Origin of the sequence: Legionella sp. PATHC039 (genome assembly GCF_026191275.1) — a bacterium.
In the GTDB taxonomy this organism is placed as follows: domain Bacteria; phylum Pseudomonadota; class Gammaproteobacteria; order Legionellales; family Legionellaceae; genus Legionella; species Legionella pneumophila.
In genome coordinates this window covers 1,395,857-1,407,993 of sequence record NZ_JAPHOP010000001.1, presented here as the reverse complement: position 1 = coordinate 1,407,993, position 12,137 = coordinate 1,395,857, and the positions used below count along the sequence as shown (strand labels likewise).

Genomic DNA, 12,137 nt, shown 5'->3' with positions numbered 1-12,137 from the left:
CTAATATAAAAAATGGGATTTTTCAGATTAAGGTGGAATTGCATGAAAAACGTGCTGAAAAGGGAAGATGCGGCGAATAAAAAATTGGGAGTTTTGATTTATGAAAACGTCCAGCCGATGGATGTTATTGGGCCGTGGGAAGTGTTTGCAACCTGGAAAACTATTCTTGATGCCCCTATTGATATGTTTCTGGTAGCAGAAACCAGCAATGAAGTTTGTTGCGCAAGTCAAATTAGCCTGAAACCTCATTGTGAATTTAACAATTCTCCACAATTTGATTATTTACTGGTTCCAGGTGGGGCTGGTAGAAGAGAGCAAGTAAATAATCCACGTTTGATTTCTTTTTTGAAAAAGCAGGCTCAAAACACTGGCTATTTGCTTTCTGTTTGTACTGGAGCATTTTTATTGCATGCGGCAGGCCTATTGACTCATCATGAAGCAACAACTTATTGGCGCGCTATGCCTGAATTAAAGTCTTTTGAGGATGTCCAATTGGTTGAAAAGCGTATCGTTAAGTCAGGTAAAGTTTGGACTACTGGTGGAATTTCCAGTGGCATTGATCTGGCATTTGAATTTATTTCAACCATTGCTGGCAATGATGTTGCGGGAAAAGTACAGTTGCTTTTTGAATACTTCCCTGAGTGCAAGCTGTATTCCCAGCCTGCTATGGTGAGTGAGTTGCCTTCTTACTATGCAACTAAAAAGGATGAGGCAGTGTTGGAAATGAATTTGCCTGATTACATTAAAGAGTATTTCAAGAAAAGTTAATTTCTTAATAGTAGTTTAAAAAATTAACTAGTCTTGATTGATAATTCCTGAGCATTCTGGTTATAGAGATCTTCTATGGAATAAGCAATTAAGTATGCACACTTCTGTCTCTTGCTTGTAAACACAATAAAACATCATAAAAACTTAACTCACAAGCTTTGAGAAGCACTAATAAATGATAAATTAAATCAGACGCTTCGTTGATAAGTTCTTCTTTATTGTTACTCACAGCAGCGATCACTGTTTCTACCGCCTCCTCTCCTAATTTTTGAGCACATCGGTTCACACCAGAATCCAAGAGTTGAGCAGTATAACTGTTTGGATTTTTTTCCTCAGCACGTTCATTAATTAATTCAATCAAACCATCAAGAAAACCAAGAGTATAATTATTATGTGGCTGATAGCAGGTTGAATAACCTAAATGACAAGCGGGTCCTTTAGGAATAACCTGGATCAAAAGACTGTCATTGTCGCAATCGGCACTAATATGTTGCAGAGCCATACTATTGCCGGAAGACTCTCCCTTGCGCCACAGTCTTTTCCGACTTCTGCTGTATAAGGTCAGTTGTCCTGTAGTTAATGTAGCAATTAATGCCTCCTGATTCATATAACCTAGCATCAATACTTTACCATTTTCTGCGTTTTGGATTATTGCCGGCAATAGTCCATTCATTTTTTGCCAATCAAGAGAGTTAATGTCCAAGTCACTCATAGTCTTACCTCAATATTTTCTGTTTGTAATGCTAGTTTTATGTCATTGATTGCCAGTATTTTGTCATGAAAAACGCTTGCTGCCAAAGCCCCGCTGGCATGAGACTTTTTAAATACTTCAACAAAATCATTAATTTTTCCAGCACCGCCTGATGCGATGAGGGGAACCTGGCAGAGGTTTATCATTTCTGATAGCTGTGCAATATCATATCCCATTCGAACGCCATCTGATTGCATGCAATTAAGAACTATCTCGCCAGCACCGCGGTCTTGAATTTCACGTATCCATTCTCGAGTTTTGCGTTTTGAATTGGTACTTTTATTTTCATTGCCTGTATACTGATAGACATAATAATCATCAATTATCCACTGACTATCGACCCCTATTACCACACATTGTTTTCCAAACTCTTTGCTCAATTCGTTAATCAATGAAGGGTTTTCCAACGCAGGGCTGTTGATTGAGATTTTATCTGCTCCGGCATTTAATATTGATCTTGCTTGATGCAATGTTCGGATGCCTCCAGCTACTGTAAATGGAATATTAATAGTAGCAGCCACTTTATTGACCCAAACAGGACAAACAGAACGGTCATCGCTACTTGCTGTAATATCATAAAATACCAATTCGTCTGCGCCTGATGCTGAGTAGTGAGCAGCTAATGGGAGTATGTCTCCAATTATTCTATGGTTGCGAAATTTTACTCCCTTGACAACCTGATTATCCAGAACGTCAAGACAGGGAATGATTCGCTTGGTTAACATAATAACTCCTCGAAATTCACATTATCTTGATAAAGCATTAGCCCAAGGATTACGGCGGATATTCCTAATGAATCCAGCGTTGTAATATCCTGCATATGGCGTATTCCCCCTGAGGCTTGCCAGGCAATCTGAGGAAAATATTCAACTGCTTGTTGATACAAATCGAAATTAGGCCCATTCATCATGCCATCGCATGCGATGTCAGTACAAAGTATGTTCTTTATCCCATAGTTTTCGTAATAAGACACTACTTCCCAAAGGCTGCTTGTACTATTATTTTGCCAGCCATTAATCGCAAGGAGGGGGACTTTTGTATCAACACGAACGTCCAGAGCAAGAACAATATTTTCAGGTTTAATCTTTTCAATGATTTGTATTGTCAAATCAGGATTTGTAATAGCCAGGCTGCCAATGACCAATTGTGAAATTCCTGCGTTGCTGCATTCCAACGCCTGTTCTATGCTCCTGATTCCACCTCCGGCTTGAATTGGTATTCCCGTCTTTTGCATGGAACAAATGAGCTCCAACTGTTGCATTTTTCCGCTGCGAGCACCATCCAAATCGACTACGTGAAGGCGTTTGGCGCCTAGTTTGGCAAAATGCAAAGCCCTTTCTATGGGAAAAACGCTAAATTGCGTTACTTGATCAAACCGTCCTTGTTTTAAGCGCACACATCGTCCAGATTGCAAATCAATAGCTGGGATAACTAACATGTAGACTCCAAAGATAAAAAGTTATTTAGTAATACCATGCCAACATCAGCTGATTTTTCTGGATGAAATTGCATACCATAAAAATTGCCTTTTTTTACAACTGCAGTGAACTCTTCATGATACTGACATCGAGCCAATGCATAATCATCTGCTTTTAGAGCATAGCTATGAACAAAATAAACATAATCACTATTATTTAATCCTTGTTGTAATGATGATGTTTTTTGCCAATGAAGATTGTTCCATCCCATATGAGGAACAGGATGATTTCTTTCAGCTTTTAATAACTCTGCAACTCCAGGAATCAAACCCAGGCAGGGTATGTCGTCTTCTTCGCTGTATTCAAGCAATAATTGCATTCCAAGACAGATGCCAAGAAGTGGTTGGGTTAAGGTTCTTAAAACGTCTATTAACCCATTTTGCTGCAAAGCTGTCATACCAGAACGTGCTGTCCCAACTCCTGGCAAAATGACATGGCTTGCTTTTTGTATTTCTTCAGCATCATGGGTCAGTGCAAAATGCCCTCCCAATCGAATCAAGGCATTTGTCAGAGAAGTTAAATTATTCCCACTGACATCAATCACAGCAATCATAATACACCCTTGGTTGAAGGTAGATAATTATTCGTTCTTGAGCATGCCTGTCGCAAGGCTCTGCCTAAAACTTTGAAGCATGCTTCGATCATGTGGTGATGATTGGTGCCTGTGACCTCAATATGGATAGTTGCCCCCAACGCGCTCGATAGCGATTGGAAAAAGTGAGGCACCATTTCTGTTGCCATACCGCCAACAAATTCACGAGTAAACTGACCTTTGAAGTCACAAAAGCTTCTGCCGCTAATATCGATTGCAACGCAAGCTAATGATTCATCCATAGGAAGGGTATAACCGTAACGATTAATTCCCCATTTGTCACCCAGCGCTGTTCTAATTGCTTCTCCTAACGCAATGGCTGTATCCTCAATCAAGTGGTGCTCATCTACTTCCAAATCTCCAGAAGCTTGTAATCGCAAATCAAAACCTCCGTGCTTTGCTACTTGTTCCAACATGTGAGTGAAGAAAGGTATAGGAGTGTTTATAACACTGGTTTGATCGCTATCCAGTTGAACTGACAAATCTATTGCTGTCTCTTTTGTTTTTCTTTGCACAGACGCTTTGCGAGCATCGTTGATAATTGCAGAAGCCACCATTTCCCAAGTATGTGTTTTCGAAATGGGCAAGAAATTAACGCCCAGATTATCAGCAAACTCTTTATCAGTATCCCGGTCGCCAATTACCCATGAATATTGTTTAGCAAATGCTGTTTCTTTTAAGTAAGATTCGAGCAAGCCAGTTTTAGGTTTTCTACAAATACAATTGTCTTCAGGGGTGTGAGGGCATATAAAAATCTCATCAAAAAGAATGCCTTGAGAGGAAAACAGATCCAGGATAAAGTCATGGCAAACAGCAAAATCCTCTTCTGGAAAAGCTACGGTTCCTATGCCATTTTGATTGGATACCATAATGAAGGTAAAGCCAGCTTTTTGTAATTGCAACAGGGCTGGTATTACTCCAGAAGTTAATTTAATTTTATCCAGAGAATCTACTTGAAAATCAAAGGGTTCTTCAACTAAAGTGCCATCGCGGTCAATAAATAAAATCTTTTTCATAATTTAATCCTGCTACATCAGCGTTAAATGAGGATAAGACATTAATTAATAATTGATTTTGCTCATCATTACCCACCGTAATACGAAGGTGATCATGCAATAAAGAGGACGAAGGAAAATCTCTTACTGCGATGCCATAACGAGCAAGCCAAGTGGTTAATTGTTTTGAAAATCGTGTTTGAATGAGAATGAAATTGGTTTCCGTAGGATAAATTTTTTCAATGATTGGATTATCGGCGAATTTTTTTATAACCCAGGCACGAGATGATTTGATTTGCTCAATAGTTTTTGTGAACCAATCGCTATTATTCAAAGCTCTTTTAGCCAGCTCCATGCTAGGAGTGGCAATGGAATAGGGGGCAATGATTTTATTAAAAGCTTGAATAATAGGACTCTGGGCTATAATGCAGCCTAAGCGTAATCCAGCCAGCCCAAAGGCTTTCGACAGGGTTCTTAAGACAATCAGATTTTCAAACTCTCCAATTAAGGACGTAGCGCTTGGTGCATTTGCAAACTCTATATACGCTTCGTCCACAACTATAATAGATTGATTCGCATATAGTTCACATGTCTTGGCAATTAAATTTAAATCCACCAAATTACCAGTCGGGTTATTGGGACTACAAAACATGATAACTTTGCAGTTTGGTTTCCAGCTATTTTCAATTTGATCCAGGGTGAGGCGAAAATTAGTCCTTCTATCCAAAGGGCATTCTATCAATTCTGCTTGTTGTAGCCGAACATAAAAAGCGTACATAGGAAAAGTAGGGGGAAATTGCATGAAAGCGTCTTTTCCGGCAGTTAGAAAAAGTCTGGTTGTCAAATCAATGCCATCATCACTTCCTCTGGTCAGTATGATTTGATCGGAATAGATTTGATAACGTTTTGCCAATTGATTTTGCAGCTCTATTTGTAAGCCAATGTTTGGGTAATAATTTAAATTATGCTCCCCCATAGTAACTGGTGACCAAGGCAGTTCATTGGCATGTGATCGATAGCGAGCACTCTCACCACCGGGGACATAATTTTGACTATTTAATAGATCTGCACGAACAAGATTGAGTATGGACATTTAATCCCCCAGAGTATTGAGTCTTATTTGAATGGCATTGGCATGAGCATCCAAGCCCTCTAATTCCGCTAAAGTCATTGCTGCTGGACCTAAATTACGGATAGCCTCCTGATTTATGGCTTGCACGGTAAATCGTGTCATAAAATCAAGAGTAGAAAGCCCGCTATGGTTTCTGGCAAAACCACTGGTAGGTAAGACGTGATTGCTTCCTGTTACATAGTCACCCATTGTTTCTGCGGCCCAAGAGCCAAGGAATACTGTTCCGGCAGCCACGATTTTCTCAACCCATGGTTCGGGGTTTTTTCTGTTAATGATCAGGTGTTCCGGAGCGTAGGAGTTGATAATATCCAGCTGTTCCGATTGATTAGAACAGATAATTATCCTGCTATTCGCGAGAGATTGTTTGATAAATTCTATTCTTGACAAATAACTCATCTGAATTTCCAACTGTTGATTAACCTGGGTTGCCAATTCACATTCATCACAAATTAAAATAACCTGTGAATCCGGGCCATGTTCAGCCTGGGCTAATAAATCTGCAGCAATAAATTCAGGGTTTGCCTCAGTATCTGCAAGAATCATCACTTCAGATGGCCCAGCGGGCATGTCAATCGCAGCTCCGTCGGCGTCAATTGCAACTAAAGTTTTTGCCTGAGTGACATAGCTGTTACCCGGTCCGAATATTTTATCCACTTTGATGACACTTTCAGTGCCATAAGCCATGGCCGCTATGGCTTGAGCTCCACCTATAACGTAAATTGTGTCAATACCACATAATCTTGCAGCTACCAGGATATGCTCGTTAATTTCCCCTTCTGCATCAGGGGGAGTACAAAGCACTTTTATTGGGCAGCCCGCTACCTTTGCCGGTATTGCCTGCATGAGAAGTGAAGAAACTAAAGGTGTTTTATTTCCTCCAGGCACATACAAGCCAACTTTTTGGATTGGTCTGTAGACATTGCGGATTGTAATTCCTGATGCAGTCGAAATCTCAGTATTTTCAGGCAACAAAGACTGGTGATATGACGAGATTGTTTCAATGGCTTGTTTTATGGCGATTAAGGCATTTTGCGGTATGCTGGCTTGTTTAATTTTTTCCTGTGAGATCTGTAAATATTGTAAATTGACTCTATCAAACCGTTTGGTTAAATCGTAAAGTGCTTTATCTCCTGATAATTGGACCTGATTTATAATTTCCAGCACATTTTCCTTTATTGCAGAATTGTCTCGTGGCCTTGAAAGGCATCGCCTTTTATCGTTATCAGACAGTAATTGCCAGTTTTTTATCGTTAGCATATGAATTACTCCAGCATCTTTTCAATAGGTAATACCAGGATGGAGCTGGCACCTAAATATTGGATAGTCTCTAAAGTATTCCAAAACACACCTTCACTGGAGACTACGTGCACGGCAACCTTTTCATTATTTCCGGGTAATGGGAGAATGGTTGGTGATTCAGCTCCTGGTAATTTTTGAGCAATTCGCTCAAGGGCGGCCTTGGGCGCGTGAAAAACAATGTATTTTCTTTCCTGAGCTTGCTGGACAGCCTGTATTCTTCTGGCAAGCATGGCAAACAACTCTTGCATATCAGGATCCAATTGTCTCTGAGTTTGAATAAAGACGGCCTGACTGTTGAGAACAGTATCAACTTCTTTGAGTTTATTATCTTCGAGTGTTTGGCCTGTAGATACCAAATCGCATATGAAGTCAGCCATTCCCATTCGTGGCGCTACCTCAACAGAGCCGGATAAGGTCAGAATTTCTGCACTAATTTTTCGTTCAGCAAGATAATTGTTGAGTAAATTTGGATAGCTCGTGGCAATTCGCTTCCCATCCAGACTCCCGGAGCCTTGATAGTCGAATGCCTCTGGTACTGCTATGGATAAACGGCAAGTACAACTGCCTAATGTTAATATTTTTCTAAATGACTTATCCGGCCTGTTAAGAAAGGCCTCCAACAGGACATTTTCTCCTACTATGCCACCATCACATAAACTGTCAAATACAAGAGTAGGGATGTCATCATCACGAACGAAGAGTAAATCGATTGGAAAATTATCAACATGGGTTAATAATGCGTTTGGCTTAATGCGAAATTTTAAACCACAACGTTGTAGGAGATTTAAAGACTCATCTGCTAATCGACCTTTTTTTTGCAAGGCCAGACGTAAACGATTTTTCACAACTTCTCCAATCTTTCAGCTATTACACGATAACCACCTGTACCAAAGCTTAAACAACGAGCAACTCGCGTGATGGTTGTTACACTGACCCCTGTTTCTTCATGTATCGTTCTGTAAGGGATTCCTTGACGTAGCAAAGGAACTACTTGCCATCGATCAGCCATAGATTCTAGTTCGGCAGGAGTACATAAGTCTGTAAAAAACTGCATGGCTTCGTCTTCATTTTTAAGCGAGCTGATGGCTTGCATCAAATTAGGCAGCGCAGATTTTTTAAAAGATCCATGTATTTTCATATTAATGTATTAGCGTGTTGTAACATGTTAATGATGATAATGATTCTATTTATCATTGTCAATAAGTTAGTGAAAAAAAAATCTGGATAGGGTAGAGTATACAGGTCTCTTTCCCGGAAACTGGATTGGCTGAAAATCAAAAGGCAGACGCAAATATTTTTTAACAGAGACTGTCGATATGATAAATCCTGAGGAAATGTCATGAAACCACTTACCAGAGATATTGTATTTACCCTTTCATTTAAAATGATATTGCTTGTTTTATTATGGTATTTCTGTGTCAGAGGAATGCATCCTGATCTGTCTAGTAATAAAGAATGGTTGTTAGGAAAAGAAGAACAAACAGTACTTACCCCAAATAACAAGAGGTAGTTTTATGATTCCAGCTGCTGAAGTTGTTGATTTATCAAGATTACAATTTGCATTAACTGCACTATATCATTTTCTATTTGTGCCCCTTACGTTGGGGTTATCGGTTATGTTAGCGATCATGGAGACAGTTTATGTAATGACTGGCCGAGAACTTTGGAAGCAAATGGTCAAATACTGGGGTATTTTGTTTGGGATTAATTTTGTTTTGGGAGTTGCAACCGGTCTGACTATGGAATTCCAGTTTGGTACTAACTGGGCTTACTATTCACATTATGTTGGAGATGTATTTGGTGCTCCATTAGCAATTGAAGGACTAATGGCCTTTTTTCTGGAAGCTACTTTTGTGGGGTTATTTTTCTTTGGCTGGAACAGATTGTCAAAATTGCAGCATCTGACCTCTACATGGCTATTGGCTTTAGGTACTAATCTTTCAGCATTATGGATTTTAATCGCTAATGGTTGGATGCAACATCCTGTAGGTGCCTATTTTGATTACCAAACGATGAGAATGGAAGTCAGCAGTTTTTACGAAATGCTGTTTAATCCTGTCGCTCAGGCTAAGTTTGTGCATACTATCAGTGCGGGATATGTAACAGGAGCTATGTTTGTCTTATCCATAAGCGCCTATTTTCTTTTGCGGGGACGAAATAAAGCGTTTGCCAAACGTTCAATGACAGTCGCAGTTTCTTTTGGTTTGGCATCAGCATTGTCTGTTGTGGTATTGGGAGATGAGAGTGGCTACGTTGCCAATGAAAACCAAAAAATGAAATTGGCTGCGATGGAAGCGATGTGGAATACCGAAAAAGCTCCCGCAAATTTGACTGTTTTCGGGATACCAGATGAGAAAAGTTTTACGACAAAATATGCGATAGATATTCCTTATGCTCTTGGTATTATTGCTACTCGTTCGTTCAATACTCCTTTACAGGGCATTATTGAATTAATTGAGGAAGGAAAATTAAAAATCAAAGATGGTATGATCGCATACGATGCATTGAAAGTTCTTCAGAAAGATCCAAAGAACGAACAAGCCAAGGCCGTCTTTACAAAGCACGGTGAAAATCTTGGTTATGCTTTGTTGCTCAAGAAATATACCGAAAATGTCACGGATGCCACTGAAGAGCAAATAAATCAAGCAGCGCACGATCTCAAACCTAAAGTCTTGCCAATGTTCTTCTCCTTTAGAATTATGGTTGCTTGCGGGATATATTTTATACTTCTTTTTGCAACCGGTTTTTATTTGTCTGTAAGACATCGGTTGGAAAAAACATCTTGGTACCATAGGGTTGCATTTTATTCTTTGCCTTTACCTTGGATAGCGGCTGAATTAGGGTGGATAGTAGCAGAATATGGTCGCCAACCCTGGGTTGTTGAAGGTATTCTGCCTACTTTTATGGGAGCCTCCTCTTTAACATCAGGGCAAGTAATGACATCAATTGCAGGCTTTGTATTGTTTTATACTGTTCTTGCAATTGTTGAGATTTATTTAATGGTCAAATACATACGTCTTGGCCCAGATGGGATGAATCATCATTGATGAAAGGAGAATCAAATGCCTTTGGATTATGAAACACTCAGAATAATTTGGTGGTTATTAATAGGTATTTTGCTTATTGGTTTTGCCATTATGGATGGATTTGACCTCGGTGTGGCAATGTGGCTTCCCTGGTTAGGTAAAACAGATATTGAGAGACGGATATTAATTAACAGCATTGGCCCAACATGGGAGGGTAACCAGGTTTGGTTTATACTGGGCGGAGGCGCTATTTTTGCAGCTTGGCCTACTCTCTATGCCTTATCTTTCTCAGGTTTTTACATGGCTATGCTGGTTGTTCTTTTGGCGTTGATTTTAAGACCCGTTGGCTTTAAATACAGATCAAAGCTGGATAACCTCATATGGAGAGCATTTTGGGATTGGGCTTTATTCATCGGTGGATTTGTTCCGGCTTTAATCTTTGGGGTAGCGGTTGGAAATGTCATACAAGGTGTTCCATTTTATTTTGATGAGAGTTTAAGAGTATTCTATACGGGAAGTTTTTTTGAATTACTCAATCCGTTTGCTTTAGGGTGTGGATTATTATCTGTGCTTATGCTTGCTATGCATGGTGCTTTTTTTATTCAAGTAAAAACTATAGGGGCTTTGCAAAATAAAGCAAAAGACAGGGCTCGCTGGAGTGCTCTTGTGGTTATTCTTTTATTTATTGGATTAGGGGCTTGGGTTTATTATGGTATTGATGGTTATGTTTTAAAAGGAACAGTTCCCCATGATGGGCCATCAAATCCCTCTTACAAGGACGTCATTATTCAAGCCGGAGCATGGTTTGATAATTATAAAGAGTATCCATTATCACTTTTAGTGCCTGTTTTATGCGTAATATCCGCTTTTTTAGCAATTATTTTTGCGAATAAAAGTGTGTTGGCTTTTGTGCTGAGCGGATTGAGCGTTGGTACTTTGATTGCAACGGTAGGGGTTAGTATGTTTCCTTTCATATTACCCTCTTCTTCAAATCCTAAATACAGTTTGATCGTCTGGGATAGCTCTTCCAGCCAGGTTACTTTGTTTATTATGTTAGTAGCAACGGTATTATTATTGCCTATTGTGCTTGCATACACGGCTTGGGTTTATCGAGTGTTACGAGGTAAGGTAACTGAAAGTTCTATTAAAGCAGAGCAAGATTCTGCATATTAGGAGGTTTTTCTATGTGGTATTTCTCCTGGATTTTGGGCACAGGATTGGCTTGTGTGTTCGCGGTGCTTAACGCAGTATGGTTGGAACTTAGAGAAGAAGATGTCAAGCAATAGACAGAGGCGATATCAGTATAAGTTGCTGAGCTTCATTGATAGCTCAGCAACTGAAAACACAATGAGTGATGATTGTCTTACTCTTTTTAGGGAAAATCTGTAATCCGAATATTATGCACCATAACGCTCTTGATAGGACTCCAGTTTTTGTACCTGTTCGTATTGATTGTCATTTTTCAGAAATTCTATTAGATCAAACAAATTGATAATTGAATAGACTTCAATTCCTTGCTCCCTGATTTCTGACAGGGTTGATTTCTCAGTTAATCCTCGTTCGCATCTGTCCAGAGCGATAATGACACCACGAAGAATCCCTCCATTCTCTTTAATCAGGGTTTGTGATTCTCTGAATGCTGTGCCCGCTGTAATCACATCGTCAATGATCACTGTCCTTCCTGTTAGCGGCGAACCAATTAATTGTCCGCCTTCTCCATGAGTTTTTACTTCCTTACGATTAAAAGTCACAGTGATGTCCCTGCCTAACTCAGCCAAGGCCACTGCAGTTGCGGTAGCGAGTGGGATACCTTTGTACGCTGGTCCAAACAAGTGCTCAAAAGAAACTTCTTGTTCTAAAAGGGTTTTTGCATAAAATTGACCTAACTTACGTAAGGAATCACCGTGATAAAATAAACCAGCGTTAAAGAAATACGGACTTATTCGTCCTGATTTTAAAGTAAATTCACCAAATTTAAGTACTTGACACTCCAGAGCTAATTTTATAAAAGATGATTTGGTATGATTCATTCTGGTTTCCTAATACAAAATTTTATTGAAAACAATCACATATTTTAAAAAAATCCTTAACAATCA

General features: G+C 39.5%; 15 protein-coding genes. 5 read left to right on the top strand and 10 right to left on the bottom strand.

The annotated features are described in order from the left end of the window. The first annotated feature begins 42 nt into the window (after nucleotides 1–42). Nucleotides 43–768, top strand: a complete 726-nt coding sequence (locus tag OQI99_RS06390; protein WP_265731501.1) for a DJ-1/PfpI family protein — start codon at nucleotides 43–45, stop codon at nucleotides 766–768. Between the two features lie 88 nt (nucleotides 769–856). Here OQI99_RS06390 and hisIE read toward each other — a convergent pair whose 3' ends face one another. The 9 genes from hisIE to OQI99_RS06345 are packed head-to-tail and all read right to left on the bottom strand — an operon-like array spanning nucleotide 857 to nucleotide 8,153. Beyond that, the gene (gene hisIE / locus OQI99_RS06385) at nucleotides 857–1,480 is read right to left on the bottom strand and encodes a bifunctional phosphoribosyl-AMP cyclohydrolase/phosphoribosyl-ATP diphosphatase HisIE (protein WP_014841425.1); all 624 of its coding nucleotides are present in this window, start codon (nucleotides 1,478–1,480) and stop codon (nucleotides 857–859) included. Next, nucleotides 1,477–2,244, bottom strand: coding sequence for an imidazole glycerol phosphate synthase subunit HisF (gene hisF, locus OQI99_RS06380; protein ID WP_265731500.1), 768 nt, complete (start codon nucleotides 2,242–2,244; stop codon nucleotides 1,477–1,479). Before hisF ends, hisIE begins: the two co-directional genes overlap by 4 nt. Next, entirely contained in the window at nucleotides 2,238–2,957 is a 720-nt protein-coding gene (hisA, locus tag OQI99_RS06375) for a 1-(5-phosphoribosyl)-5-[(5-phosphoribosylamino)methylideneamino]imidazole-4-carboxamide isomerase (protein WP_265731499.1), read from the bottom strand. The genes hisF and hisA overlap by 7 nt, the downstream gene beginning before the upstream one ends. Then, a complete protein-coding gene (gene hisH, locus OQI99_RS06370; RefSeq protein ID WP_011213549.1) occupies nucleotides 2,951–3,550 on the bottom strand; it encodes an imidazole glycerol phosphate synthase subunit HisH in 600 nt (199 codons plus the stop codon). The genes hisA and hisH overlap by 7 nt, the downstream gene beginning before the upstream one ends. Next, on the bottom strand, nucleotides 3,547–4,605 hold the full coding sequence (gene hisB, locus OQI99_RS06365; RefSeq protein WP_265731498.1) for a bifunctional histidinol-phosphatase/imidazoleglycerol-phosphate dehydratase HisB: 1,059 nt from the start codon (nucleotides 4,603–4,605) through the stop codon (nucleotides 3,547–3,549). Before hisB ends, hisH begins: the two co-directional genes overlap by 4 nt. After that, nucleotides 4,583–5,677, bottom strand: a complete 1,095-nt coding sequence (hisC, locus tag OQI99_RS06360) for a histidinol-phosphate transaminase (protein ID WP_265731497.1) — start codon at nucleotides 5,675–5,677, stop codon at nucleotides 4,583–4,585. The genes hisB and hisC overlap by 23 nt, the downstream gene beginning before the upstream one ends. After that, the gene (hisD, locus tag OQI99_RS06355) at nucleotides 5,678–6,973 is read right to left on the bottom strand and encodes a histidinol dehydrogenase (protein ID WP_265731496.1); all 1,296 of its coding nucleotides are present in this window, start codon (nucleotides 6,971–6,973) and stop codon (nucleotides 5,678–5,680) included. 5 nt (nucleotides 6,974–6,978) lie between these two features. Beyond that, nucleotides 6,979–7,860: an ATP phosphoribosyltransferase gene (gene hisG / locus OQI99_RS06350; protein WP_061513594.1), complete on the bottom strand. Its 882-nt coding sequence runs from the start codon at nucleotides 7,858–7,860 to the stop codon at nucleotides 6,979–6,981. Then, complete coding sequence (locus OQI99_RS06345) at nucleotides 7,857–8,153, bottom strand: YerC/YecD family TrpR-related protein (protein ID WP_061513595.1); 297 nt, start codon at nucleotides 8,151–8,153, stop codon at nucleotides 7,857–7,859. Before OQI99_RS06345 ends, hisG begins: the two co-directional genes overlap by 4 nt. 201 nt (nucleotides 8,154–8,354) lie before the next feature. Here OQI99_RS06345 and cydP point away from each other — a divergent pair, with 201 nt between their 5' ends. Genes cydP through cydX form a run of 4 tightly spaced genes read left to right on the top strand, consistent with a single transcriptional unit; the run spans nucleotide 8,355 to nucleotide 11,327 of the window. Then, the gene (cydP, locus tag OQI99_RS06340) at nucleotides 8,355–8,525 is read left to right on the top strand and encodes a cytochrome oxidase putative small subunit CydP (RefSeq protein ID WP_011946310.1); all 171 of its coding nucleotides are present in this window, start codon (nucleotides 8,355–8,357) and stop codon (nucleotides 8,523–8,525) included. A gap of 4 nt (nucleotides 8,526–8,529) precedes the next feature. Continuing rightward, complete coding sequence (locus tag OQI99_RS06335; protein ID WP_061513596.1) at nucleotides 8,530–10,062, top strand: cytochrome ubiquinol oxidase subunit I; 1,533 nt, start codon at nucleotides 8,530–8,532, stop codon at nucleotides 10,060–10,062. 15 nt (nucleotides 10,063–10,077) lie between these two features. Next, entirely contained in the window at nucleotides 10,078–11,214 is a 1,137-nt protein-coding gene (gene cydB / locus OQI99_RS06330; RefSeq protein WP_061513597.1) for a cytochrome d ubiquinol oxidase subunit II, read from the top strand. Between the two features lie 11 nt (nucleotides 11,215–11,225). Continuing rightward, a complete protein-coding gene (gene cydX / locus OQI99_RS06325; RefSeq protein WP_016356871.1) occupies nucleotides 11,226–11,327 on the top strand; it encodes a cytochrome bd-I oxidase subunit CydX in 102 nt (33 codons plus the stop codon). A 111-nt stretch (nucleotides 11,328–11,438) separates the two neighbouring features. Here the strand turns inward: cydX and pyrE are convergent, their stop codons facing one another. Next, the gene (pyrE, locus tag OQI99_RS06320) at nucleotides 11,439–12,071 is read right to left on the bottom strand and encodes an orotate phosphoribosyltransferase (protein ID WP_010946936.1); all 633 of its coding nucleotides are present in this window, start codon (nucleotides 12,069–12,071) and stop codon (nucleotides 11,439–11,441) included. Nucleotides 12,072–12,137 lie beyond the last annotated feature (66 nt).